This window comes from Streptomyces sp. NPDC059718 (assembly GCF_042733315.1).
Taxonomy (GTDB): domain Bacteria; phylum Actinomycetota; class Actinomycetes; order Streptomycetales; family Streptomycetaceae; genus Actinacidiphila.
The window spans coordinates 18,249-42,268 of record NZ_JBHWGA010000012.1 but is presented as its reverse complement, the minus strand read 5'-3'; the positions used below and the strand labels follow the sequence as shown (position 1 = coordinate 42,268).

Annotated in this window: 26 protein-coding genes; 9 read left to right on the top strand and 17 right to left on the bottom strand. The window is 72.7% G+C overall.

The window, feature by feature from the left end; genetic code table 11:
- Positions 1 to 63: 63 nt before the first annotated feature.
- Together ACFV3E_RS15860 and ACFV3E_RS15855 are read right to left on the bottom strand one after the other, a co-directional pair.
- Positions 64 to 1,452: a HAMP domain-containing sensor histidine kinase gene (locus tag ACFV3E_RS15860; RefSeq protein ID WP_500535202.1), complete on the bottom strand. Its 1,389-nt coding sequence runs from the start codon at positions 1,450 to 1,452 to the stop codon at positions 64 to 66.
- A complete protein-coding gene (locus tag ACFV3E_RS15855; protein ID WP_500369305.1) occupies positions 1,449 to 2,126 on the bottom strand; it encodes a response regulator transcription factor in 678 nt (225 codons plus the stop codon). The genes ACFV3E_RS15860 and ACFV3E_RS15855 overlap by 4 nt, the downstream gene beginning before the upstream one ends.
- A gap of 108 nt (positions 2,127 to 2,234) precedes the next feature.
- Between ACFV3E_RS15855 and ACFV3E_RS15850 the strand changes: the two genes are divergently transcribed.
- Complete coding sequence (locus ACFV3E_RS15850; RefSeq protein WP_500535201.1) at positions 2,235 to 2,789, top strand: hypothetical protein; 555 nt, start codon at positions 2,235 to 2,237, stop codon at positions 2,787 to 2,789.
- On the opposite strand, the gene ACFV3E_RS15845 is transcribed toward ACFV3E_RS15850, so the two are convergent.
- Positions 2,786 to 3,649, bottom strand: coding sequence for a spermidine synthase (locus ACFV3E_RS15845; protein WP_500535200.1), 864 nt, complete (start codon positions 3,647 to 3,649; stop codon positions 2,786 to 2,788). The two genes, ACFV3E_RS15850 and ACFV3E_RS15845, sit on opposite strands and share 4 nt — an antisense overlap.
- Before the next feature lie 33 nt (positions 3,650 to 3,682).
- Positions 3,683 to 4,081, bottom strand: coding sequence for a hypothetical protein (locus ACFV3E_RS15840; RefSeq protein ID WP_499512023.1), 399 nt, complete (start codon positions 4,079 to 4,081; stop codon positions 3,683 to 3,685).
- A 177-nt stretch (positions 4,082 to 4,258) separates the two neighbouring features.
- Here ACFV3E_RS15840 and ACFV3E_RS15835 point away from each other — a divergent pair, with 177 nt between their 5' ends.
- Complete coding sequence (locus ACFV3E_RS15835; RefSeq protein WP_500535199.1) at positions 4,259 to 5,581, top strand: NsdA family TPR-like regulatory protein; 1,323 nt, start codon at positions 4,259 to 4,261, stop codon at positions 5,579 to 5,581.
- Between the two features lie 31 nt (positions 5,582 to 5,612).
- Here the strand turns inward: ACFV3E_RS15835 and ACFV3E_RS15830 are convergent, their stop codons facing one another.
- The 8 genes from ACFV3E_RS15830 to ACFV3E_RS15795 form a co-directional block, all read right to left on the bottom strand.
- Entirely contained in the window at positions 5,613 to 6,080 is a 468-nt protein-coding gene (locus ACFV3E_RS15830) for an SUKH-3 domain-containing protein (protein WP_500535198.1), read from the bottom strand.
- 241 nt (positions 6,081 to 6,321) lie between these two features.
- A complete protein-coding gene (locus ACFV3E_RS15825; RefSeq protein WP_500535197.1) occupies positions 6,322 to 8,292 on the bottom strand; it encodes a hypothetical protein in 1,971 nt (656 codons plus the stop codon).
- A 5-nt stretch (positions 8,293 to 8,297) separates the two neighbouring features.
- On the bottom strand, positions 8,298 to 9,119 hold the full coding sequence (locus ACFV3E_RS15820; RefSeq protein WP_500535196.1) for a nucleic acid/nucleotide deaminase domain-containing protein: 822 nt from the start codon (positions 9,117 to 9,119) through the stop codon (positions 8,298 to 8,300).
- A 38-nt stretch (positions 9,120 to 9,157) separates the two neighbouring features.
- A complete protein-coding gene (locus ACFV3E_RS15815) occupies positions 9,158 to 9,739 on the bottom strand; it encodes an SUKH-4 family immunity protein (protein WP_500535195.1) in 582 nt (193 codons plus the stop codon).
- Positions 9,740 to 9,793: 54 nt separating this feature from the next.
- A complete protein-coding gene (locus tag ACFV3E_RS15810) occupies positions 9,794 to 11,533 on the bottom strand; it encodes a WXG100-like domain-containing protein (protein ID WP_500535194.1) in 1,740 nt (579 codons plus the stop codon).
- A gap of 90 nt (positions 11,534 to 11,623) precedes the next feature.
- On the bottom strand, positions 11,624 to 12,649 hold the full coding sequence (locus ACFV3E_RS15805; protein ID WP_500535193.1) for a hypothetical protein: 1,026 nt from the start codon (positions 12,647 to 12,649) through the stop codon (positions 11,624 to 11,626).
- 4 nt (positions 12,650 to 12,653) lie between these two features.
- The gene (locus tag ACFV3E_RS15800) at positions 12,654 to 13,220 is read right to left on the bottom strand and encodes a hypothetical protein (RefSeq protein WP_500535192.1); all 567 of its coding nucleotides are present in this window, start codon (positions 13,218 to 13,220) and stop codon (positions 12,654 to 12,656) included.
- A 10-nt stretch (positions 13,221 to 13,230) separates the two neighbouring features.
- Entirely contained in the window at positions 13,231 to 13,851 is a 621-nt protein-coding gene (locus ACFV3E_RS15795; RefSeq protein WP_500535191.1) for a hypothetical protein, read from the bottom strand.
- Positions 13,852 to 13,888: 37 nt separating this feature from the next.
- Between ACFV3E_RS15795 and ACFV3E_RS15790 the strand changes: the two genes are divergently transcribed.
- Genes ACFV3E_RS15790 through ACFV3E_RS15780 form a run of 3 tightly spaced genes read left to right on the top strand, consistent with a single transcriptional unit; the run spans position 13,889 to position 15,714 of the window.
- Positions 13,889 to 14,650, top strand: a complete 762-nt coding sequence (locus tag ACFV3E_RS15790; protein ID WP_500535190.1) for a GNAT family N-acetyltransferase — start codon at positions 13,889 to 13,891, stop codon at positions 14,648 to 14,650.
- A 51-nt stretch (positions 14,651 to 14,701) separates the two neighbouring features.
- Complete coding sequence (locus ACFV3E_RS15785) at positions 14,702 to 15,517, top strand: Scr1 family TA system antitoxin-like transcriptional regulator (RefSeq protein WP_500535189.1); 816 nt, start codon at positions 14,702 to 14,704, stop codon at positions 15,515 to 15,517.
- Positions 15,514 to 15,714, top strand: coding sequence for a DUF397 domain-containing protein (locus ACFV3E_RS15780; protein WP_500535188.1), 201 nt, complete (start codon positions 15,514 to 15,516; stop codon positions 15,712 to 15,714). The genes ACFV3E_RS15785 and ACFV3E_RS15780 overlap by 4 nt, the downstream gene beginning before the upstream one ends.
- 22 nt (positions 15,715 to 15,736) lie before the next feature.
- Here the strand turns inward: ACFV3E_RS15780 and ACFV3E_RS15775 are convergent, their stop codons facing one another.
- The 4 genes from ACFV3E_RS15775 to ACFV3E_RS15760 all read right to left on the bottom strand — a co-directional run bounded on the left by ACFV3E_RS15775 (position 15,737) and on the right by ACFV3E_RS15760 (position 20,592).
- Positions 15,737 to 17,209 carry a GH1 family beta-glucosidase gene (locus ACFV3E_RS15775; protein WP_500535187.1) on the bottom strand — a complete coding sequence of 491 codons (1,473 nt, stop codon included), beginning with the start codon at positions 17,207 to 17,209 and terminating at the stop codon, positions 15,737 to 15,739.
- 76 nt (positions 17,210 to 17,285) lie between these two features.
- Positions 17,286 to 18,203, bottom strand: a complete 918-nt coding sequence (locus ACFV3E_RS15770) for a carbohydrate ABC transporter permease (RefSeq protein ID WP_326575906.1) — start codon at positions 18,201 to 18,203, stop codon at positions 17,286 to 17,288.
- 5 nt (positions 18,204 to 18,208) lie between these two features.
- The gene (locus tag ACFV3E_RS15765; protein WP_500369337.1) at positions 18,209 to 19,240 is read right to left on the bottom strand and encodes a carbohydrate ABC transporter permease; all 1,032 of its coding nucleotides are present in this window, start codon (positions 19,238 to 19,240) and stop codon (positions 18,209 to 18,211) included.
- A 5-nt stretch (positions 19,241 to 19,245) separates the two neighbouring features.
- Positions 19,246 to 20,592: an ABC transporter substrate-binding protein gene (locus ACFV3E_RS15760; protein WP_500322778.1), complete on the bottom strand. Its 1,347-nt coding sequence runs from the start codon at positions 20,590 to 20,592 to the stop codon at positions 19,246 to 19,248.
- A 158-nt stretch (positions 20,593 to 20,750) separates the two neighbouring features.
- On the opposite strand from ACFV3E_RS15760, the gene ACFV3E_RS15755 reads away from it, so the two are divergent.
- From ACFV3E_RS15755 to ACFV3E_RS15745, 3 genes are all read left to right on the top strand, one after another.
- Positions 20,751 to 21,779 (top strand): LacI family DNA-binding transcriptional regulator, encoded by a 1,029-nt coding sequence (locus tag ACFV3E_RS15755; RefSeq protein WP_500535186.1) that lies wholly within the window; start codon positions 20,751 to 20,753, stop codon positions 21,777 to 21,779.
- Between the two features lie 340 nt (positions 21,780 to 22,119).
- On the top strand, positions 22,120 to 22,308 hold the full coding sequence (locus ACFV3E_RS15750) for a hypothetical protein (RefSeq protein ID WP_500322782.1): 189 nt from the start codon (positions 22,120 to 22,122) through the stop codon (positions 22,306 to 22,308).
- A gap of 55 nt (positions 22,309 to 22,363) precedes the next feature.
- The gene (locus ACFV3E_RS15745) at positions 22,364 to 22,867 is read left to right on the top strand and encodes a pyridoxamine 5'-phosphate oxidase family protein (protein ID WP_499512006.1); all 504 of its coding nucleotides are present in this window, start codon (positions 22,364 to 22,366) and stop codon (positions 22,865 to 22,867) included.
- Positions 22,868 to 22,874: 7 nt separating this feature from the next.
- On the opposite strand, the gene ACFV3E_RS15740 is transcribed toward ACFV3E_RS15745, so the two are convergent.
- Positions 22,875 to 23,651 carry an isocitrate lyase/PEP mutase family protein gene (locus ACFV3E_RS15740; protein ID WP_500535185.1) on the bottom strand — a complete coding sequence of 259 codons (777 nt, stop codon included), beginning with the start codon at positions 23,649 to 23,651 and terminating at the stop codon, positions 22,875 to 22,877.
- 108 nt (positions 23,652 to 23,759) lie between these two features.
- Between ACFV3E_RS15740 and ACFV3E_RS15735 the strand changes: the two genes are divergently transcribed.
- Positions 23,760 to 23,969: a hypothetical protein gene (locus tag ACFV3E_RS15735; RefSeq protein WP_499512004.1), complete on the top strand. Its 210-nt coding sequence runs from the start codon at positions 23,760 to 23,762 to the stop codon at positions 23,967 to 23,969.
- The last annotated feature ends 51 nt before the right edge of the window (positions 23,970 to 24,020 follow it).

Here is a 24,020-nt window from a genome sequence, read left to right as displayed (position 1 = left end):
CGGCTGTCGCGAAATACGACTCGAATACCGGCCGGGTGGTGAGAGCCGCCCGGCCTCGATCGTTCAGAGCCCCGTGGTCGCGGCCGTCCGCTTCAGCCGCCTGCGGCGCACCACGCGGTGGTTCCGCTTCCCGCCCGCGGCGAGCGGCCGCAGCGCGATCCACACCCGGATCTCCGCGCCTCCCAGCACCGAGGAGCCGAGCCGGACGTCGCCCCCGGTGGATTCCGCGAGGCGCCGTACGATGTCCAGCCCGAGGCCCGTGGAACCGTCGCCGCCCGCGCCCTGACCGCGCCGCAGCGCGGCCGCCGGGTCCTTGATGCCCGGGCCCGCGTCGGAGACCAGCACGATCACCGCCTCCTGGCTGCTGTGCACGTCCACCGCGAAGGCCGTGCCCTCGGGGGTGTGCCGGAAGACGTTGCCGAGCATGGCGTCCAGCGACGCCACCAGATCGGCCCGCGCCACCGGTACCCGCACCGGGCGTTCGACGCCCGCGGTGCTCACCTCGCGGCCCTGGTCCTCGGCGAGCGCCGACCAGAAGGCCATCCGCTCCCGGATCACCTCGGCCGCGTCGCAGCCCACCGCGACCGGCTGGCTCTGCGCCTGCTGGGCCCGTGCGGTGCGGATGATCTGGTCCACCTCGCGCTCCAGCTGGGCCACCGCCTGCCGGGTCTGCTCCCCGGCGAGGCCGTCGCCGAGCGAGGCCGCGTTGAGCCGCAGCACGGTCAGCGGGGTCCGCAGCCGGTGCGACAGGTCGGCGGCCAGCTCCCGCTCGTTGGCGAGCAGTTGCACCACCTGGTCCGCCATCGCGTTGAACGCGACGGCGGCGGAGCGCAGTTCGGCCGGGCCGTCCTCCGGGACGCGTACGGTCAGGTCCCCGCGCCCCAGGCCGTGCGCGGCCTCCGCGAGGCGCTCGGCCGGACGCACCAGGCGCGTGCCGAGCCGGTCCGCCACGGCCACCGCGCCGACGATCAGGCCCACGCCGACCAGCGCCAGCACCGCCCAGGCGGCGGTGACCCCGCGGCTGACCTCGCCGTCCGGCACGAACACCTCGACCACCGCCACCGAGCCCGAACCGACCGCGGTCGGCTGCAGCAGCGCGTAGCCCCCGGCCACCGGGACGGTGGAGGCCCGGCCCAGTTCCGAGGCCCGGTCCAAGTCGGCGACGGGCGCGTGCGGGTCGCCGATCTCCACCCCCGCCGTGCCCTCCGTCGCCGGCACCCGCACCGCGATCCGGCCGTCGGCGCCCGCCTGCGTCGAGGCCACCGCCCGCTCCAGCTGGGTGCGGTCGGTGGTGATCGCCAGCGCCGGCCCTATGGCCGCGGCCTGCCGCTCCGCGTTGCCGATCGCCCGGTCCCGGGCCATCTCCTTGACGGTGAGCGCCAGCGGCACCGCGAAGGCGACGACGACCATGGCCGTGACCGCGACGCAGACCTTGACCAGCGCCCACCTCACCGCGGTGGCTCCAGCTTCACTCCCACCCCGCGCAGCGTGTGCAGGTAGCGCGGCCGGGCCGCCGTCTCCCCCAGCTTGCGCCGCAGCCACGACAGATGGACGTCGATGGTCTGGTCGTCGCCGTACGACTGCTGCCACACCTCCGACAGCAGCTCGCGCCGTGCCACCACCACGCCCGGCCGGGCCGCCAGGAAGGACAGCAGGTCGAACTCACGGCGGGTCAGGTCCAGCAGGGCCCCGTCCAGGACGGCCTGACGGCGCAGGACGTCGATCTGCAGCCCGCCCACCCGCAGCACGCGGTCCGCCTCCGCCGACCGCGAGCGGCGCAGCACCGCCGCCATGCGCGCCGACAGGTGCTCGACCGAGAACGGCTTGATGAGGTAGTCGTCGGCGCCCGCGTTGAGCAGCCGCACGATCTCCGACTCGTCGTCCCGCGCCGTCGCGATGATCACCGGCACGTCCGTGATGCCGCGCAGCATCTTCAGCGCCTCGGCCCCGTCCAGGTCCGGCAGGCCGAGGTCCAGGATCACCACGTCGAAGCCGACCTGCGCGACCTCCCGGAGCGCCTCCAGGGCCGTGCCCACGCTCCGTACGGCGTGCGCGGCCTCGGTGAGGTGCCGGATGAGGGCGGAGCGCACGAACTGGTCGTCCTCGACCACGAGCACACTTGCCATGGCCCGCAACTTAGCCCATGAGGGGGATGCCGGGTGGGCGCGAGCACGTCAGAACCTGAAGCGCAACCCCCGGCTCCGTCGGGCGGGTGCGTCCGGCACTATGGGCGGATGCGAAAAGGACTGGCGCACGCCGGAGCGTGGACGCTCGCCACGAGCGCCGCCGTCGCACTGTCGTGGTTCGGCGTCCACCACGTGCTGGCGGGCACGGCCTACGACCCGCCCCGGGCCCTGCCGATCTCCGAGCCGGTCTCCGACAAGGTCCCCGCCCCCACGCAGTCCCCGGACGGCGGAGCCACCCAGCGCGCGGCCGGGCCCACGGCCACCGGTCCGGCCCGGAGCGCCCCCGCCACGCCGCGCACCCCCTCCACCGCCCCGGCCAGGCCGCCCGGTTCGGCCACCCCCGCCACGACCTCCGCCGCCGACACCGGCAACGTGCACGGCTACACGGTCGAGGGCGGACGGGTCGTGCTCGACCTGGGCGAGACCTCCGCGACCCTGGTCTCCGCGACGCCCGACTCCGGCTGGGAGATGAAGGTCTGGAAGCAACCGGAGTGGATCCGCGTCGACTTCGTCTCGGCCACCACGACCTCGTCGCTCTTCTGCACCTGGAACGGGCATCCGCCCACCGTCGACACCTACAAGGCGCAGAACACGGGCGGCTAGCGGAACACCGACTCCGGCGGAGCGGGCGAGGCCGCGGCCGTGGCGTCGGTGACCGGCGCCGCGCCGCCCGCGAAGGCGTCCAGCTCCCCGCCGTGCTCGACCCGCCCCGGATGCGGGTCCGAGGCCACCCGCCGGGTGAACTCCGCCACGGGCAGTTCGCCGTCCGCGGCCACCAGGATGACGTTGCCGAAGCGCCGCCCCCGCAGGACGGCGGGATCCGCCGCCAGGCACGCGTGCGGGAAGCAGGCCCGCACCGTCGCGATCTGCGCCCGCAGGAACTCCAGCCGTCCGCCGTCCGCCACATTGGCGGCGTAGAGCCCGCCGGGCGTCAGCGCGCGCCGCACCTGCGCGAGGAACTCCGTACTGGTCAGGTGGGCGGGCGTACGGGCCCCGCCGAAGACGTCCGTGATGACCAGGTCCGCCCAGCCCTCCGGGACCTTCGCCAGGCCCTCGCGGGCGTCGCCGCCGCGCACCTTGATGCGCCAGGTGCGGTCCCACGGCAGTTCCCGCCGCACCAGCTCGACCAGCGCGGTGTCCAGCTCCACCACCTGCTGCGTCGAGCGCGGCCGGGTCGCCGCGGTGTAGCGGGCCAGGGTCAGCGCGCCGCCGCCCAGGTGCAGCACGCGCAGCGGGCGGCCGGACGGCGCGGCGAGGTCGACGACGTGGCCGAGCCTGCGCTGGTAGGAGAAGTCCAGGTACTCCGGGTCGCCGAGGTCGACGTGCGACTGCGGCGCCCCATCGATCAGCAGCGACCAGCCGCGCGGACGGTCCCGGTCCGGCACGAGCTCGGCGAGACCCCCGCCGACCTGCTCGCGTATGCCGTCCGGTGCCTTCGTCGTCCTCGTCCTGCGCGGTGCCATGCACCCCAGTATGGGCGGCGGGCGACGCGGAGCTCAGAGCCGGTCGGCCAGCTCGATCATCCGGGCGGCCTCGCCCAGCGCGTCACGCAGCACCGCCGGGTCCGTCACGGCGCTGTCGTCGTGCGGGGGCACCAGCCAGCCGGTGCCCGCCACCGGCGGCTCCCGCAGCTCGCCGGGGACGGTGAAGCCGCCACCCTCGGTCTGCGTGCAGGCGCTGCCCGGCATGTCCCAGCCGTCGGCCGTGCCCGGCGGCACCAGGAAGCCGAGGCTGTGACCCGAGCTGTCGTGCAGCACGGGTCCGAGACCGGTCCGCATGCGCAGGATGTCCACGGCCTCCAGTCCCTGCCGGGCCGGGACGGTGACCAGATCCCATGGTTCGTCCAACAAGGCGAATCCTCCTTGGGGTCGGACGGTGGGTTGCACGGTGTCCAACGCGCGCGGACGTCAACGGCTACGCCCCCTTGACGCCGACAGGGGTGGCGTTTCATGGCGAATGGAGGGTGAGATATCCCTTTTGTAGCCAAACCCACGGTACTCGGGCCCTCACAGCGAGTACGGTCGTCGCGCCGCCAACCGGCACCGCACCGACCGTCCAACGGGAGCCCGGCGATGCACTCGTCACCTTCCACCCCCAACACAGCCTTCCGGCGCCTGCGCGGAGACCGGTCCCCCGGTGAGTTCGCCGCCGCCGTGCGCCGCGCGGGGCGGGACATCGGCGAGCAGGTCAGCTGCGACGCCCGCTACATCGGCCGCGTGGAGTCCGGGGAGATCCGCTGCCCCAACTACGCCTACGAGCGGGTCTTCCGGCACATGTTCCCCGGCCGCGACCTCGCCGACATGGGCTTCGAGCCGCGTGAGCTGGTCCGCGGCCGGCGCGGCACGGCGGCCCCGGGCCCCCGGCCGACCCCGTACGAGACCGAAACCGACGAGGAGAGCGACGTGCTGCGTCGCGCGTTCATGACCGGCGGCCCGGCCGCCATCGCCACGACCCTGATGCTGGGGCCCGCCGCCGCGGCGGAGCCGGTGCACAAGGTCGGCAGACCGCAGGCCCGGGCCGTCCGCGCGGCCGTCCGCGAGATCCGCCTGCACGACGACCGGCACGGCGCCGGCGCGCTCTACCGCCAGGCCGGCCACTCCCTCGGGGCCGCCTACCGCCTCCTCGACGAGGGCACCTACAGCCAGGCCGTCGCCGAGGACCTGATGGGCGGCGCCGGTGAACTCGCCATCTCCGTGGGCTGGCTGGCCCACGACTCCGGGCGCCTCGCCGACGCCCGCTCCTTCTACGGCGAGGCCCTCGCCACCGCCCGCATGGCCGGCGACCGCGCCCTGGAGGCGCACGCCTTCTGCAACGCCTCCTTCCTCGCCCGTGACGCCGGGCGCCCCCGCGAGGCCGTCCGCGCCGCCCAGGCCGCCCAGCAGGCCGCCCGCCACCTCGGCTCGCCCCGCCTGCTCTCCCTGCTCGCCCTCCGCGAGGCGGGCGGCTGGGCCGGCCTCGGCGACCGCCCCGGCTGCGAACGCGCCCTCGCCCGCGCCCAGACCCTGTTCGGCCGCGGCCCCCGCGCCGCGGACCCGGAGTGGATGACCTTCTACGGCGAGGCCGAACTCGCCGGGCTGGAGGCCCAGTCCTGGTCCGCCCTCGGCGACCACCACCGCGCCGTCGAGCACGCGCGGCGCGCGGTCGGCCTGCAGGCGCCGCACTTCACGCGCAACGCCGCGCTGTACACCGCGGAGCTCGCCGACAACCTCGCCTCCGCCCGCCAGGTCGACGAGGCCACGGACGCCGGCATCCGCGTCCTGGACCTCCTGGGCCGCGTCCAGTCCCCGCGCGTGCGGGGCATGCTCTCCTCCACCGCCCAGACCCTCCAGCCGTACTCCCGGCGCAAGGACGTCGCCGAATTCCTTCGCAGGCAGGCGCAGTCGCGGCCGGCGTGAACGGGCGCGCTGCGGCGTGACGGGGGCCGCGTCAGACGTAGAACTCCTCCGCGTCCGGCAGAGCGCTGCCGGAAAGGCGGCGGGCGAAGGCCTCGTAGGCGTCGCGGCCCAGGAAGTACGGCCCGGTGGAGTGCTGGTGGAACACCCGGCCCAGGTCGTCCACCAGCACGATCCCGCCTTCCGAGGTCTCGTACCCGACGGGGAACGCCGGCCGGCGCAGGATGCCGCCGAGCTCGGCGAAATCCTCGGAGTCGCCCTCGTAACCGACGTCCGGGCGGACGACGAGAGCGATCTCGGGTGCCGCCCGGTACGGAAGGCGCAACAGCCCGTAGGAGCCCAGGAATCCCAGGGCGGCGGCGAACGCGGTGAGCGGGAACCCCTGGCGTCCGGCCTCGTGCGGCCGGAAGGCGAGATGCTCGCCGATCCGGTCCCGCACGTCCCGTCCGGGGTACCAGCCGTGCTCCCGCAGCCACGCCCGGACCGTCCCCTCGTGCGTCAAACCGCCGCCGCCCTTGTCACGTCGAGCAGATCGGTCCCCTGCTCCAACGGCATGATCGCGGTGAGGTTCCGGAACCTCGGACCGTTCGTCACGGCGGTGACCGGATCTCCGTCTCCCGATCGGCAGAGGAACAGGCCGAAACCACGGTTTCCGCCTCCCGCCGTGGGGCCCTCCGCATCCTGGACCGGTCCCAGGTGAGCCTGGATGTGGTCGAGGAAGCCCGCGTACGGTTCCCCCACCGCTACGCCCACAGCCGGTCGAAGTGGAGCCGGAGGCCGTACGTCCCGCCGGGACCGGTGACGGTGAGGGCGCCGTCGGGCGTGAGGGCGATGCCGTCGGCCCGGTGCAGCAACGGAAGGGGGTGGACGCGGGCGTCGAGCAGGTTCCAGACGCTCGCGCGGCCGTCGGCCCAGGCGGCGACGGCGACCGGGCCGTGGGCGGGGGTGTCCGCGGCGGCCAGGGCGGTGATGACGCAGTCGCGCCGCTCCACGGGGTCCGGCATCGGTTCGCCCGAGGTCGCCCACAGGCGCAGGGTGCCGTCCAGCCCGCCGCTGAGGCAGAACGACAGGTCGTGCCGGGCCGAGTGGACGTGGGCGAGCGTGGAGACGGGGGCCTGGTGCAGGGGGCGGCTGAGGGGCTCGGGGTCGTACGCGGGGGAGCGCCACAGGTGGACGCGGCCCTCGGTGTCACCGACGGCCAGGAGACCGGAGGCGGGCACCGAGGCCAGGGCCGAGGGGCCGTCCTGGTTGTGGCGGTGGGCGGCCTCGCCGAAGGCGACCGTGCCGGGCGGGAAGGCGTGCAGGACCTGGTCGCGGTCGAGGAGCAGCATGCCGTCGCCGAGAGCCGCCAGGGCCAGCGGCCGTACCTCGGCGGGGGAGGGCACCCTGCGCAGGTCCGCGCCCGTGGCGGGGTCGAGGGCGTGCAGCCGGCCGAGGGGATCGGCCGCGAGCAGCTCCCCCTCGACCGTGCCGGGGCCGAGGGCGGTGAAGGACTCGCCGGGGCGGAACCACTCGGCGGTCCAGGTGTGCCGTTCGGCGACGGGGCGCAGCAGCGCGGCCATCTGCGGCGCGTCGGCGAGCGCGGCGGCGTGCAGGACGGCGGCGCGCTCGGGGTCGCTCATGCCGGTGTTCGTCAGCACGGGCGCCGCGCGGCGCCACAGGGGGACCAGTACCTCGGGGGCCGCGGTCGCGGTGTCCGGGTCCGAGAGAGCCGCCGTCACGGCCGTCGCGGAGCCGTGGACGAGGAAGCCCGCGTCACGCAGCAGCCGGTCCGCCGTACCGGCGGCGACGGCGTGGCCGAGCACGTGCTCCCGGGCGTAGGAGCTGGTCAGGGCGCGGGACTTGAGGACGTCGACGATGCGTTGGTCCAGTCCCGCGACGACGGGCCCGCCGGGCGGCACCTCGTACCGGGCTCCCCCGGGCAGGCGCTCCACGGCGGCGGCGACGGCCTCCCGCGCCGCCGGGTCGCCCGTCAGGTGCGCGTGCAGCAACTCCCACACGTCCGGGGGGACCGGCGCGCGCAGCGCGGCCAGCGTGTGCAGCGCGGGACGAGCCGTCTCGGGCAGCCGCGCCCACCACACGGACGGTACGGCTCCCTCGGCAGGCGGCCCGGGGACCGTGGCGGCCAGGCGGGCCGTCGCCGGGTGAGGGAAGACCTGGTCCGCGGTGAAGGCGGCGCCGGCGGGGACCAGCCCGGCGTACCAGGCGGCGAACTCCGCGCGATCGGTCAGCGCGGGGTCGTCCAGGTCGACCACGAAGGCCCCGTCCGGAACGCTCCCGGTGTCCCCCGCTTCGAGCAGCACGCGCACGTGCGCGAAGTCCAGCAGGGGGTCCACGAGGGCCGCCCGGCAGCCCGGCCGGGCACCGTGCAGGTCGGCGAAGCCGAGGGTCAGCGGACGCGGGTCGGCCAGGATCCGCCCCAGCAGGTCCTCCGTGGACAGCGGCCCGTACCCCAACTGCCGTCCCAGTTCCCAGGACACGGCGTCCGCGGTCAGGCCGTGGGCGGGGGCGAGCCCGTGCACCATGGTGCCGGGGTCCCGGTGCGCGACGGCCGCGAACCACGCCAGCAGATGGCTCTTGCCGGCCCCGGGGGAACCGGTCACCGCCAGCGGTGCCTTGGCGCCCGACGTCGCCCACTCCAGGATCCGCCGCCCGGCGGGCCCCCGGCCGGCCCCGAGAGCGGGCCGGTCCGCCGTCCCCAGTTCCCCCGTCATCTTCCTCAGCCCTCCTGTGCCGCCGCCTCGCGCAACTTCCGGATGCCGGCGGCCCGGGACTCGGCCGTCTCCCCGTAGGGGAAGTTGTGCGTCAGCCCGGCCTCCGGGAAGAGGTCCGCGAGCATCATCGAGCAGTAGTGCCCCGGCATGAAGCACGACTCCAGTTCGGTGTGGATGCGCCTGACCTGCTCCGGTTCCACCCCGGCGGCCCGAAGGTTCGCCCACAGCCGCTCCTCGGGGTGCACGCAGATCCCGCCCGAGGAGGTCAGGATCTTCGCCTCCCCGTCGGCGTCGACGACCTCGAACGCCGCGAACCACTCCGCGCCCGCGGTGTCCCGGATGTCGTCCAGCACCTGCGGCCACCAGTCCTCGCGGTCCGCGAACGCCGTCGCGTCCAGCTCCCGCAGCCGCGTCTCCAGCGCCGCGAACGCCTGTGACGCCGCCTCGGGCCGGTCGGTGCCCGCGATCGCGGTGAGGGCCTCGTCCAGCGCCACCAGGCTCCGGGCGAACGCCTCCGCTGTGCCGCTCACATGCCGCTCGGGCTCGTCGTAGCCGACGAGGACCCCGCGCACGGCGCCGTCCGGGGCGAGGCAGATCTCGTACCCCCGGTCGGTGCCCAGGCGCAGGTACTCCCGCGCCCGCTCGGGCACCTCCGCTTCCAATGCGTCGGCGAAGGCGGCCAGGGTCTCCGGTTCCTCGGGCGACGTGGCGAAGTACGGACCCACCTGCAGGGGCACCACCACCTCGGGCACCCCCGCGAACCGCCGCACCCCGCCGTCGCCGAACCGGGCCACCACGCTTGCCGTCACCTCTGGGCGGCCGTCCATTGCCTGTCGTCTCCTTCTCCTGGTCCTCCGGCGCCGCCCTAGCCGGCCGCGCCGTCGAAACCCTTCGAGGCGTCCTGGAGGAACAGGGACCACGGGCTGTTCTCGTGTCCGAACGCCATGGGCTCCAGCGGACGCAGTTCTGCGAGGAGCCGGTCCGCCGCCCCCCGCGGGTCCCAACGCGCCGCCCGCACGACGGCGTCCGGGAACTGGGGGTCGTAGGCCGGGCGTTCGCGTTCGGCGGCGCAGAGGAAGTACGCGAGCGAATGCAGGTCCTCGTGGAGGGGGAACACCTCCGGCTCCGCCTCGGGCAGTGCCCAGACCCGCCCGGACGCCCCGTCCAGGACCACGTGGTCGTAGTGCAGCTGGGCCAGGTACAGGAAGCCCGCGGCGCCCGGAGGGGCGTCGTCGCCCAGGTGCCAGTCGTGGATGGTCGTCATGTGCGTCGGGAAGTCCGGGTCCAGCACGAACACGCCGCTCTCCTGGAGGGGCAGGCCGATGTCCCGCAGGAACTCCCGCGAAGGCTCGTGGGTGATCAGGGACATCGCCGGGTCGTCCAGGGTGACCAGCTCACCGGGAGGGAAGACGGACTCCAGCAGGGCGCGTGTCACCGTCGGTGGCATGATCCCCTCTCCTGCACGTCATGGGTGTGGGCGGTCGTTCGCGGGCTGCCGATCCTACCGGCGGCCCGCCCGGAGGTCGTCGAGGTAGCCCTTCATGATCGCGTTGCCCCGCTCCTGGGAATCCGCATCGCCGTACTCCACGCTGTGGCTGACGTCGACGTGCGGCATGTACCCCTCCAGCCAGTAGGCGCAGGTGGGCGACTTGTCGTAACACGGCTCGCGCTCCGTGTACATGTGCGTGACGTTTCCGTCCATGCCCCTGTCCATGAACGGTGTCGCCAGGCGCTTCTCCGAGTGGTACGGGCGTTCGCTGTACGTGACGAGGACGAATTCGTGGTCGTTCGCCTCGTCGCGGTAGTGGGCGGCCGCGTAGTTGTTGCTGCTGAAGGTCTCGTCGTCGGTGCCCTGCTTCTCGTACGTCCCGTAGTGGCCCTTCGCGTGGCGGGCCCTGCGGGTGGCGTCCGCGAGGGGAGTGGACGACAGCGGGACCTCGGTGGACTCCTTCTTCTTGGCGGGCTTGCCGCCGGGCAGTTGGCCCACGGTCCGCTTGCCGGGCTTCGGGACGCTGGTCCGGTCCGTGGGGTTGCCGTCGCGGTCCTGCAGGAGCCGTGTGATGCCGGACTTCTTGTCGTCGTCCGTGAGGTCGACGAGTTTGCCCTGGTCGTTCAGGCGCTTGATCTGCCCGTCGGACTCCAGGACGTAGACCGGCTTGCCCCTGCCCGTCTTCTGCAACTGCTGCAGCTCGGTCGCGATGCTGTCGTCGTTGTCGCGGTGGTTCTGGTGCATCTGCTTGAGGCCCTTGCGCATGTCGTTGCGCACATGGCCCACGGCCTTCTCGGCCGCTTCGCCGATGCCGTCCACGATCTTCGTGGCGATCGGCATGATGTGCCCGGCGATCTCGCCGCGGCCGCCGGTGCGGTTCTTGGCGTCGCGGGCCCGGCCTATGTGACCCTTCGACTTGCCGTGCAGGGAGCCGGTGATGCCGTCGAGCTGGGTGTCGATCCGGTCGAAGCTGTCCCCGTCGCTCTGGAAGTGAGTGCCCCCGCCGCCCCCGCCACCGGTGCCCCCGCCGCCACCGCCACCGCCACCGCCGCCTCCGGCGCTGGCGAGGGTGAAGCTGTCGGCCTGCTTCTTGGCGCCGTCGACGCCCTCGCCGAAGCCCTCCTTGCCGGCGTCGGCGGTCCGGCCGAGGTCGACGCCCTTCTGCAGGCCGAGGGCGTTGGAACCGACCTGGATGATCAGGTCGGCGGCCATCGACTCCAGGGCGGCGTAGATCGGGGCGGTGGCGATGGACATCAGCTGGTCGACGACCTGGTTGATGACCTCGCGGAAGATCTTCTTCACGATCATCCGGGTCGCCTGCGTCGCGGCGGCCCCGGCGAAGCTCGACAGCCCGAGCGTGAAGGGGGCGGAGGCGATGGTCGCGACGATCTCGGCTGCCAGGATGCCGAGTTGGACGATCGCCGCGACCTTGGCGACTTCGATCGCGATCGCCACCCCGTCGAGCGCCGTCGCCCCCATCCGCGCGGCCTCGGCGAGATTGGCCAGATGTGTGCCCTTGACCTTGCCCCAGTGCGCCTCGAAGGCGTCCATCGCGGCGCCCGCGTTCGCGCCCAGCAGTTCCTGCACGGCGGTGTGGGCGTCCATGGCGCCGCCGTCGATGTCGTCCGCGAAGTCCCGCAGCGACGTGGCCATCTCGCGGTAGTCGTCCTCGTCGACGTTCGGCCACGCGATGCCGATCAGGTCGAGCACGTACGCCAATTCGTCGGGCAGTACGACACCCACCGCGGACACCCCCGTGTCTCTTCTTGACTGCAGCAGCAGAGATTTTGACGCTACGTGAGAGGCTCCAGTTCCTCAACTGGCCTGGAAATGACGGGATGTCTATCGGACGCGCCACCTGAGCACGTCGTCGTCGCGCACGGTGATCCAGGTGCCGTCCCCCAGGGGAACCGGTTCGGGGCTCACGGCGAAGGGGTACGCGATCTCGGCCGGCGGCTCCAGGGACGTCGCGTCGAGCAGGAGGTGCCGCGACTCCTCCGGCCAGATGTCGTACGCGACCGCCGCGAGCACCCGATGCCGGTCGAGGAATCCCGGGCTGCCGGCGAAGCACAGCTCCGGATCCTCCAGTGCGGTCGCGGTCGCGGCCGCCACGTCCGCCCCGGCCCGGCAGATACCGGACGCGGTCGCCTCGTACCGGGTGAGGAACTCGCCTCCCCGGGTCAGCTTGAGGAAACCCACGCCGTCCAGGCTGTTGCCGGTGAACGGTTCGTCGGCCGGGCCCGCGGGCAGTGCGCGGATGCCGTCGCCCGCATACGAGACCAGGAGGGAGTGCGCGTCGTCCTGCCCCTGCCCCGCCGAGAGGAAGACGACGTCCGAAGGCCCGAGGGACTGCTGGAAACCGTAGGCCGCGGAGCAGGTCGGCAGCACCCTCTCGCCGAGCGGCTCGCCGGAGGCGCCGTCCAGAGCGACGCACAGATCGCCCTCGTACCCGTCCTCCATGAGCCGGCCCGTGACCGTGACCAGGACGACCGCACCGGACGGCGTCACGACGCAGGCCCCACGACCCAGGCCGTCGACCGGCCAGGCGGCGTGGCGGAAGGTCCAGCGCACCGAGCCGTCCGCGGCGAGCGAGGTGACCCGGTCGCTCCCCGCCACGACCAGCCCGTCCGGCGCCGGCGTCGCGTATCCGCGTTCCCCCGGACAGGGCTCGGGGAAAGCCGCGGTCTCGGAGAAGACCCGTGAGGGGTCGTCGGACAGACGACGGACGGTGATCTCGCCGCGGTCGTGCCCGACGAGCCACGTGCCGCCCTGCCGCACCTGGCGCCCGTCCCGCCTCCCGAGGGCGTCCCCGACCCCCGGGCACGTCTCCTGCGCCACCTGTTCCGCGATCACCCTGCCGCCGCGCACCTCGCTACGCCTCCCCGCCGCCCGACCGGGGGCGGACCTCGACTCCCGCCCGCCGCCAGGAGCCGTAGGAGAAGGGGTCGTCGCCGTCGAGCAGGACGACCCATGCGTCGCCGCGCGACCACACCACGGACCGGGACGCGGACTCGGGCACGTGACCCTGCGGCCCGGGCGGTTCAGGTACGCCGAGCCGGGCGCTCAAGCGTCCCGCCATCCGCTCGTACGCGGTCTCGTACTCCTCGGGGCCCGCGTCCGCGTCCCACCCCTCGGGGGTCTCGCCTTCCATGACGTACGCGAACGGCAGCACGATCGAGCAGTCCGCACGGCACTCCGGGTGGTCGCACACCGCGTCGGCGTCGTCCCCGCAGCCCGGGTACTCGCCGAGCTCCAGCCAGTGCCCGCCGATCGGCCAGGCGTCGAGCCAGCCGATGACGAGCTCCCCGCCCGCACCCACGTGGGCCCATCCGTTGCGCACGAACACGTCCTCGAAGACCCGGTAGCTCCAGGGCAGGCCGGCCAGTCCGATGATCCGGTCCAGCAGATCGTCATCGACGTCCCGGAGTCGTACGGCCATGACGGCGAACCTAACGCTTCGGCCGGACGGCGACGCCCGCGCGGCGGTAGGCGCCGTACGACATGGCGTCGTTCCCGTCGAGCAGGATCACGTACGCCTCGCCCCGCGACCAGCGGAGGTGCCGGGTGGCGTCGATGTCCTTGTACGGCCAGGGGCCCGCGGGTTCAGGCTCGCCGAGGCGGTCGCGCAGCAGTGCCGCCACGCGCCGGTACTCGGCGTCGTAGTCCTCCGCCGTCGCCTCGCGCCGCTCGTCGGGACGGCTGTGCCAGGGCCCGAACTCGTTGTCCCACTCGGCCGGGTCGTCCGGGTCGGCGAAGTACGCGAAGGGGTGCAGGACGTAGCTCCCCGCACCGCATCCGGCGTGGGCGCACGCGTCGTCGGGGGAACCGTCGTCCATGCAGCCGGGCCGTTCGCCCAGCTCCAGCCACCAGTCGTCTACGCCCTCCTCACGCCCGGGGAGGAACTGGACCTCCCACCAGCCGATGACCGGCCCCTCCTCCTCGTCCTCCGGGACCTCCCGACCATTGGCCACGAACGCGTCCTCGACCGCCCGGCAGCTCCACGGCAGGTCCGCCAGCGCGATCATCCGGTCCGCGAAAGCCTCGTCGGCGTCGAAGAGTTGTATCGCCATGGCACGCGACCCCAGCGGTCCGGCCTAGGCTGCCCCCATGTCAGGACCGCAAATGCCGCAGATCCGCGCCTTCGTCGCCGCCTTCGCCCGCCGTCAGGCCGCGCGCACCGTCGACCTCCCCGGTGGCTTCGCCGTCCTCGACGACGCCTACGCGTACTCGCACGGCAACAACCACGTGGTCGTGGACGGCGCCGTGGATCCCGAGGCGCTGCCCGCCCTCGCCGACGAGGCGCTGGGCCACCTGAAGCACCGCGCGATCACCGTCCTGGACGACGCCACGGGCACCGCCTGCGCCGCACCCCTGATCCGCGCCGGCTACCACCACTCCGCCGAGCTCGTCATGCTGCACACCGGCCCGGTACCGGACGGCGGCCCTGCGGCGGAAGTGGACCTCGACGCCTTCCGCACCCCCCTCGCCCGGCGCTGGCGCGGCTTCCTCCCGGAGGCCGACGACGAGGTCATCCGCCAGCTCGTCGACCGCCGCGAGGTCCGCCGGCGCGGTGCGGACGTCGTCCGTTTCATCGGCGCGCGGACGCCCGAGGGAGACGTCGCCTCCTGGGCGGACCTCTACATCGACCCCACCGCCGGCACTGCCCAGATCGAGGACCTCATCACCTCCGAGGCCCACCTCGGCCGCGGCCACGCCGACGCCGTCCTGTCCACGGCGCTGCGCCAGGCCGTCGATGCCGGGTGCGCCACCCGCTTCCTCGTCGCCGACGCGGACGACTGGCCCCGGAACTGGTACGCGCGCCGCGGCTTCACGGCCATCGGCCGCTTCCACAGCTTCGGACGCGACTGACAGCGTCGTTCCGTAGTCTTGTGACCACGGAGAGTGCGGGGGTGGGTGCGTATGACCGGCGAGGTGACCCAGCCGCCGATGGCGTGGCGTTACTGCGGCAACCAGGTCAAGCTCTGGCGTGAGCAAGCGGGCGTCACGCGCGAGCAGTTGGCGCGCGAGGCGGCGTACGGCTACGAGACGGTGAAGTCCATGGAGCAGGGCCGCCGCCGGCCCACCACTCGGTTGCTCCAGGTCGCGGACCAACTCTGCGGGGCGGGAGGGAAGCTCACGGCGGCGCAGGAGTTCCTGAAACCGGAGAGGTTCCCCGAGCGCACGCGTGAGTTCATGCAGGCGGAAGCCGAGGCGATCGCGCTGTACGGGTACGAGCCCCTGCTCGTTCCCGGGCTGTTGCAGACCGAGGCGTACGCCCGTGCGCTCATGGGCGACAGCTGTCCGCCGCTCGACGACGAGACGATCGAGGAACGGGTCGCGGCGCGTCTGGAGCGGCAGGAGAAGCTGCGGCGGAAACCCACGGCGTTGTTCGGCTTCGTGCTCTACGAGGCGGCCCTGAGGACGAACGTCGGCGGCCGGGAGGTGATGAAGCGGCAGTTGCAGGGCCTGCTGACCGCGGGCTCACTGCGCAACGTCTCCGTCCAGGTGCTGCCTGCGGACCGTGTCGCATATCCGGCGCTCAGCGGGTCGTTGGTGCTCTTGGAGACGGAGGAACACGAACACCTCGCCTACGTGGAGGCGCAGGAGACCAGCGCCCTCTACACCGACCCGAAGAAGGTCAGCCGGCTGTCGCAGCGTCATGGGACCATCCGCGTGCAGGCCCTCGGCGTCGAGGAGTCGGCACGGTTCATCGGCGAGGTGGCGGAGGCCCTATGAACACCCGGTTGGTGTGGTCCACGTCCAGCTACAGCGACGATCAGGGCGGCAACTGCGTCGAGGTCGCCACCACCCCCCACCGCGTGCACGTCCGGGACAGCAAGGACCCGGACGGCCCCTTCCTCTCCTTCACCCCCGCCGCGTGGACGGAGTTCCTCCGCGGCGTGGGACGGGACGCGGCACCCCCCTCCGAGTAGTGCGCCGCGTCCCGCCGGTCCGTCACGACGCGGTGTCCGCCTCCGCCGCGTCGGGGAGCGCGCCCGCGCGGGCGACGCCCGCGTACCAGTGGGCGCTGGACTTCGGGATGCGCTCCTGCGTCTCGTAGTCGACGTAGACCGCTCCGAAGCGCTTGCTGTACCCGTACGCCCACTCGAAGTTGTCCATCAGGGACCACAGGAAGTAGCCCCGCACGTCGGCGCCGCTGCGCATGGCGCGGTGGACGGCCTCCAGGTGGACGCGCAGGTACTCCACGCGCTCGGGGTCGTGCACGGCGCCGTCGGGACCCACGGAGTCCTCGTAGGCCGCGCCGTTCTCGGTGATGAGCAGCGGCAGGTCGGGGAACTCGCGGTTCATCCGCATCAGCAGGTCGTACAGGCCCGTGGGGTCGACGGACCAGCCCATCGCGGTCCGCTCGCCCGGGGGCTGGTGGAAGGCGACGTCGTCCGCGCCCGGCCAGGGGGAGAACGCGCTGGAGCCGTGGCCGTCGCTGCGCGGACCGTCGACGGAAGCGCCGTCCGACACCAGGGTGGGCGTGTAGTAGTTGATGCCGAGCACGTCCAGCGAGTGGCGCTTGATCGCGGCGAGGTCGCCGTCCTGGACGAAGGACCAGTCGGTCAGGCCGCGGGTGTCCTCGAGCAGGTCCTTCGGGTAGGCGCCCTGGAGCAGGGGGCCGGTGAAGACCCGGTTGCCGACGGCGTCGATGCGGCGTGCGGCGTCCACGTCGGCGGGGGAGCCGGTGAGCGCGCGGACCTGGTGCAGGTTGAGCGTGATGCCGAGCTGGGCGCGGGCCGGGAGGACCGAGCGCAGCGCCTCGGCGGCGCGGCCGTGGCCGAGGTTGAGGTGGTGGGCGGCGCGCAGGGCGGCGACCGGGTCGGTGCGGCCCGGGGCGTGGACGCCGGAGCCGTAGCCGAGGAAGGCGCTGCACCAGGGCTCGTTGAGGGTGGTCCACAGTTGGACGCGGTCACCGAGGGCCTCGGCGACGATCCGCGCGTACTCGCCGAAACGCTCCGCGGTGTCGCGGGCGGGCCAGCCGCCGGCGTCCTCGAGCTCCTGCGGCAGGTCCCAGTGGTAGAGGGTGACGGCCGGCTGGATGCCGTGCTCCAGCAGCTCGTCGGTGAGCGCGCGGTAGAAGTCGAGGCCGCGCTCCACCGCCGGCCCACGGCCGGTGGGCTGGACGCGGGACCAGGAGACGGAGAACCGGTAGGCGCTCAAGCCGAGGTCGGCCATGAGCCGTACGTCGTCACGGAAACGGTGGTAATGGTCGGCGGCCACGTCGCCGCTGTGGCCCTCGAAGACCTTGCCGGGGGTGTGGCTGAAGGTGTCCCAGATCGACGGGGTGCGCCCGTCCTCGGCAGCGGCGCCCTCGATCTGGTACGCGGCGGTGGCCGCGCCCCACAGGAAGCCGGGCGGGAACTGGTGGCCGCTTGCCGCGGCGGTGCCGCTCGCTGCGGGACGGATGTCGGACGCTGTCATACGGGAGCGCTCCCATCGGAACGAGTGAACAAGAGGAAGTAAGGGGGAAGGGGCGCGGCCGTGGCCGGGGGAGGGCTCAGCCCTTGACCGCGCCCTGCATGATGCCGCCGACGATCTGCTTGCCGAAGATCACGAAGACCAGCAGCAGCGGGAGCGTGCCGAGCAGCGCGCCGGCCATGATGACGGACTCGTCGGGGATGTAACCGCGGCCGAGGCTGGTGAGCGCGACCTGCACGGTCGGGTTCTCCTGGGTCAGCGCGATGATCGGCCAGAAGAAGTCGTTCCAGGCCGCGACGAAGGTCAGCATGCCCAGGACCGCCATCGCGGGCCGGGCGGCCGGGAAGACCACGTGCCAGACGATCCGCAGGCTGCTGGCGCCGTCGACGCGGGCGGCCTCGATGATCTCGGTGGGCAGCGCCTGGGAGAGGTACTGCCGCATGAAGAAGACACCGAAGGCGCTGACGAAGGTCGGCAGGATCACCGCCTGGAGGTGGTTCGTCCAGTCCAGGTCCGCGATCCACAGGAACAGCGGCACCACGCTCAGCTGCGGCGGCACCATCATGGTGCCGATGGTCAGCATCAGCAGGAAGTTCTTCATCTTGAACTGCAGCTTGGCGAAGGCGAAGCCGGCGATCGTCGAGAACAGCACCGTGCCGATGGTGATGCTGCCGGCGACGATGGCCGTGTTCAGCAGCGCCGTGCTGAGGTTGGCCTCGGTCCACGCGGTCTGCAGGTTGCTGAAGAGGTTCGAGCCGAACCAGAACGGCGGCGGGGTCTGCGCCAGCCGCGAGTTCGTCCGGGAGGCGGCGATCGCGGTCCACACCAGGGGGAAGAGCGATATCGCCGTGAAGACGATCAGCACGATGTAGGTGAACGGGCCTGCGTGCAGCTGCCGTCCGGCCTTGGGCGCCCCGGGGGTGCGGCGCTTCGCCTTGCGGGGCGCGTCCGCTGCGCCGGCCGCCTGATCCGCCGGGTTGGTCGAGATGGTGGCCATCGTCGTCACCCCTCGTGGTTCTTGCGCAGCCAGCGGGCGACCAGCCCGTTGACGGCGGCGATCAGCAGCAGGATCAGGAACATCGCCCAGGCGATGGCCGAGGCCCGCCCGAGGTGGTAGTTCGTCCAGCCCTGCTCGTACAGGTACAGGCCCAGCGTCTGGAACTGGTGGGAGGAGCCGCCCTTCTCGCCGCCGGGGCCGCCGAAGAGGAACGGCTCGCCGAACAGCTGGGTGGCACCGATCGTCGAGACCACGATCGTGAAGAGGATCGTCGGCCGCAGCATCGGGATGGTCACGTGGCGGAACTGCTGCCAGCGCGAGGCGCCGTCCAGGGCGGCGGACTCGTACAGATCGTGCGGCACGGCCTGCATGGCGGCCAGGTAGATCAAGGTGTTGTAACCGGTCCAGCGCCAGATCACGATCGACGAGACGGCGATCTGCGAGGACCAGGTGCCCGCCCGCCAGTCGATGTGGTTGCTGAACCCGAGGTGCTCCAGCGCCCAGTTGATCATGCCGTAGTCGGTGCCGAACATCAGCGTGAAGACCAGCGTCGCGGCGGCCACCGACGTGGCGTACGGGGTGAGCATCGCGACCCGGAAGAAGGTCGAGCCGCGTAGCTTGTAGTTGAGCAGGTGGGCCAGGCCCAGCGCGATCAGCAGCTGCGGGACGGTCGAGATCACACCGATGGTGAACGTGTTCTTCAGGGCGTTCCAGAAGAACTCGTCCTCCAGCAGACGGGTGTAGTTGTGGAAGCCGACGAACTCGCGCGCGTCGAGGTTGGTCAGCTCCACCCGGTAGAAGGAGGACCAGCCCGTGTAGATCAGCGGGAAGAGGCCGAATGCGGCGAAGAACAGGAAGAAGGGCGAGACGAAGGCGTACGGCATCGCCTTGACGTCCCACCGGTAGCGGCGGCTGCGCCAGCGGCCGCGTCGCTCGTCACGTGCGTCGCGCGGACGGCCGGAGCCGCCGCGCGGGGCCGCGCCCCCCTCGGAGGGGGGCGCGGTCACTGCGGTCATGTCGGAGATCTCCGAAGCCATGCGGGTCACTGGTCCAGTGCGTTGTCGATTTCCTTCTCGGCAGCCGCCCAGCCCTGAGCAGGGGTCTTGCCCTGCTGCTCGACCTGCAGGATGCCGACGTCGGTGATGGCCGTGTAGATCTGCTGGTCCTTCGGACCGATCACCAGGGTCGGGATGCTCTTGGCCGCGTCGGCGAAGATCTGGCCGATCGGCGCGTTGTTGAAGTACTCGTGCTTGGCGTCCTTGACCTCGGGCAGGTCATAGGCGCCCGGGGCGCTCGGGAAGCTCGCCTGCTTGGCGAAGACCTTGGCCTGCTGCGCCGGGGCGGTCAGCCACGCGGCCAGCTTGACGGCCTCTTCCTTGTTCTTGCCGGCCGAGGGCACGCCCACGAAGGAGCCGCCCCAGTTGGCGGGCTTCGGCGCGGCGGCGACGTCCCACTTGCCCTTGCCCGCGTCGCCGGCCTTCTCCTGGATGTAGCCGAGCATCCACGACGGGCAGGGGAGCGAGGCGAAGCGGCCGTTGGCGAAGCCCTGGTCCCAGGCCTTGTCGAACAGCTTCAGCTTGGCCGTCATCTTGCCGGTGGTGGCCTCCATGGCCAGGTCCCAGGCCTCCTTCACGGAGGGGCTGGTCTTGTAGATGACCTTGCCGCTGCTGTCGTAGTAGCGCTCGGAGGCGGAGTTGCTGATCGCCTGGTAGAGACCGGCGGACGAGTCCAGGAACGTGGTGCCCTTGGGCGCGTTCTCGGTGTAGGTCTTGCCCGCATCCAGGTACTTGCTCCAGTCACCGGCCCACAGCTTGCCGACCTCGGCGCGGTCGGTGGGCAGACCCGCCTTCTTGAACAGGTCGGTGCGGTAGCAGATGGCCATCGGGCCGATGTCGGTGCCGAGGCCGATGGTCTTGCCGTCGGAGGTGCTGGCCTGGGCCCACTTCCAGTCGAGGTAGTTCGACTTCTCGACGCCCTCGGCCTTGGAGAGGTCCTCGAACTTCGCCGCCTGGGTGGTGACGATCTCGTTGATGTTGCCGACCTCGATGGCCTGGATGTCGCTCAGGCCGCTGCCGGCGGCGAGGTGGGTGAGGAGCTGCGGGTAGTAGGCGTCGTTCCGCTCGATCACGTTCTCCTTGATCGTGATGTTCGGATGCGCCTTCTCGTACTCCTCGTACAGACCGGCCTGCTTGTAGCCGAAGACACCGAAGGTGCCGACCGTGAGGGTGATCTTGCCCTTGCCGTCACCCTCCGAGCCACCGGCCTTGGCGGGCTCGTCGCTGTCCTTGGAGCAGCCGGCGAGCAGGCTCACTCCGAGCGCGGCCACCGCGGTTATCGCTACGGCAGCGGTACGGCCTCGTGGCCGGGACGACTTCCTTGTCGTGCGCATTCGGGTCCTCCGGGATACGTGCGGGAAGTGTACGTGTTCGCTAGTGTGGGAGCGCTCCCACATGTGATGTGTTGAAGAGTCTCCGTTCCCCGATGAGGTGTCAAGGGAGCAGACGCTCTAAGTTGGCGCAGTTACCACCTCGTGATTGGGAGGCCGCAATGGTGATCGGCGGACGGCGCAGCGGCAGGCCGACGCTCGAAGAGGTCGCCGCGCGGGCCGGAGTGGGCCGGGGCACCGTCTCCCGGGTGATCAATGGATCACCTCGGGTGAGCGACCATGCCAAGGCCGCGGTCGAGGCCGCCATCGCCGAGCTCGGCTACGTCCCCAACCGCGCGGCGCGCGCCCTGGCGGGCAACCGGACGGACGCGATCGCCCTGGTCATCCCGGAGGCCGAGACCAGGCTCTTCGCGGAGCCCTACTTCTCCGACATCATCCGGGGCGTGGGCGCCGAGCTCGCGGACACCGACATGCAGCTGCTGCTCACGCTGCTGCGGACGCCCAAGGAGCGGCAGCGCTTCGCCCAGTACCTCTCCGCCCACCGGGTCGACGGCGTCCTGCTGGCCTCGGTGCACCAGGACGATCCGCTGCCCGACCTGCTGGAGCAGCTGGAGATGCCGACGGTGCTCAGCGGCCGCCGCTCCGACCTGGAGTCGGTGTCCTACGTCGACTCCGACAACGTCGGCGGCGCCCGTTCGGCGGTCGCGCACCTGCTGGGGCTCGGGCGCAGGAGCGTCGCGACCATCACCGGCCCCCTGGACATGTACGTCGCCCGCTGCCGCCTCGACGGCTACCGCCAGGCGGTCGAGGCCGCCGGGCTGGTCCACGACAACGCGCTGGTCGCGGCCGGCGACTTCACCGAGGAGGGCGGCCGCGCCGCGATGCGGGCGCTGCTGGAGCGCCGCCCCGACGTCGACGCGGTCTTCGCGGCCTCGGACGTCATGGCCGGCGGCGCGCTGCAGGTGCTGCGCGAGCGGGGCCGGCGGGTGCCCGACGACGTGGCGCTGATCGGCTTCGACGACTCCGCGATCGCGCGCCACACCGACCCGCCCCTGACCAGCGTGCGGCAGCCGATCGAGGAGATGGGCCGCACCATGGCGCGGGTGCTGCTGGAGGAGATCGCGGCGAGCACCGCCACCCGCCGGCACGTCGTGCTGTCGACCGAACTGGTGCGCCGCGAGTCCGCGTGACCGCCACCCGGAGCCGGGGGCGGGCGCACGGACCCGGAACGGCCCGCCGTGGGGCCGGGGCGCCGGTCGGGCGCGTGGGCGCGTCCCCGCAGGTCCCGGCGTCCCCGCAGGTCCTGGCGCCCCCGCAGGTCCTGGCGCCCCCGCAGGTCCTGGCGCCCCCGCAGGTCCTGGCGCCCCCGTCGGTCCCGTTGGACCGTAGTGCCAAGTGAGGCGTGCGCCCGGAGGAGTTGGCCCGGACGCCGGGGGTGAGCCCCGTCACGTGAGGAGGCTCACGGTGTGACATGGGCCCACGGGGCGCCAACCGCGGCTCTTTGTCACACCCCTCTCCTAAAATCAAGACATGCCACCGACCGTTCTGGACCGCCGCTCCGTCGAAGCCGCCAATGAGGCCATACGGCGGTACGTCGCGGGCCGGCGCACCTGGTCGCGTGCCGAACTGGCCGAGCTGGACCGCCTCCGTGGCATCTGGCAGGCCGCCCGCCAGGGCCAGGGCGACGCCCCGGCCCGCCGCCTTCCGGGCGAGGACTGACACCGCCCCGGCAATGCCGACAGAGGATGTCGGGTATGCCGGGGAGCATGGCGGCATGACGACCAGCTGGACAGACTTCCAGGAAGCACAGCCCGGCCTCGCCGAGGCCGTGCGCACCCGATTCGGCGGCTACAAGCACCACGTCCTCGGCACCCTGCGTGCCGACGGCTCACCCCGGCTCAGCGGCATCGAGGCCGAGTTCCGGCTCGGCGAGCTGTGGCTCGGCATGATGCCCGGCTCCCGCAAGGCCCTCGACCTGCGCCGCGACCCGCGCTTCGCGCTCCACGTCAACCCCGGCCCCGACACCTCCATGGACGGGGGCGACGTGCGGATCTCCGGACGCGCCGTCGAGGTCACCGACCCGGCGGCGATCGCCCGCTTCACCGGCGAGGTGACGGTGCCGGAAGGGCCCTTCCACCTCTTCCGCGCCGACATCGCCGAGGTCGTGCGCACCTACGTCGAGGACCCCGACCTCGTCCTGCAGGTGTGGCGGCCCGGCGGTCCGCTGCGCACCGTGCGCCGCGGCAACGACGAGTCGCCCCCGCGCACGGACGGCTGAGGTGCCGTCAGCCCTCGGGGAAGGGACTGTCCCCGCGCGCCACGGTCGCGAGGAGCCCGGCGAAGTACCGCTGGACCAGCTGGTGGAGCTGGTGGCCGAAGCTGATCCGCGCCACCCCCAGCTCCGCCAGACGGGCCGGTGAGGGCCCGCCCGGCCGGGACAGCACGTTGACCGGGCGGCCGTCCACGGCCTCGACCACGGCCCGGACGGTGGCCTCGTCCAGCGCCCCGATCGGGTAGACGCAGTCCGCGCCCGCCTCCAGGTACGCCCGTGCCCGGCCCGCCGCGTCCGCCAGCCGCTCCGCGGGACCGGCGCCGCCGCGGAGGAAGCAGTCCGTCCGGGCGTTGATCACCAGCTCCGGGGCCGCCGTGCGCAGGGCGGCGATGTACGCCGCCTGCTCCCCGGGGTCGGCCAGCAGCCCCGTACGGTGGTCGGTGTCCTCCAGGTTGCAGCCCACGGCGCCGGTCGCGGCCAGCCGCTCCGCCAGCTCCGCGGGCGGCAGCCCGTAGCCCCGCTCCATGTCGGCCGTCACCGGTACGGGGACGGCCCGGGCGATGCGGGCGACCGCGGCGCACATCTCGTCCACGGGCGTGTCCTCCTGGTCCTCGTAGCCCAGGGTGGGCGCCACGGCCGCGCTTCCGGTGGCGACCGCCGGGAAGCCCGCGTCGGCCACGGCACGCGCCGAAGCGGCGTCCCAGACGTTCGGCAGGACCAGCGGGTGGCCCGGCACGTGCAGGGCGCGGAGTCGGGAGGCGAGGGCCGTACGGGAGGGCTCGGTGCTCATGCCCTCCACGCTACGATCGCGGGCCCGGACTCGCCGAGGGCCATTCACCCGTCGTGCGGCAGGGCCACTTCGGGTGCGCCGGGCGCCGGGGTGCCGCAAGCTGGACGGGTGAGCACCACCCCGATCGTCGTGTCCCCCGTCCAGGCCGGCGACCCGCCCTTCCGCATCGTGCAGATCGACGGGGAACCCGTCGGCATCGCCCATGACCTGCTCGACGTCGTCCGCATCGCCCTCGACGCCGGGCGGGAGCACGTCGACTTCGACGACCCCCAGGCCGTGCGCTGGCTCGGCGGGGGCAAGTACCACTGGGCCCCGTGAGACCCTCCGGACGTCCGGTCCTCCGTACGGTTGCGTAAGATCCACTTCCCG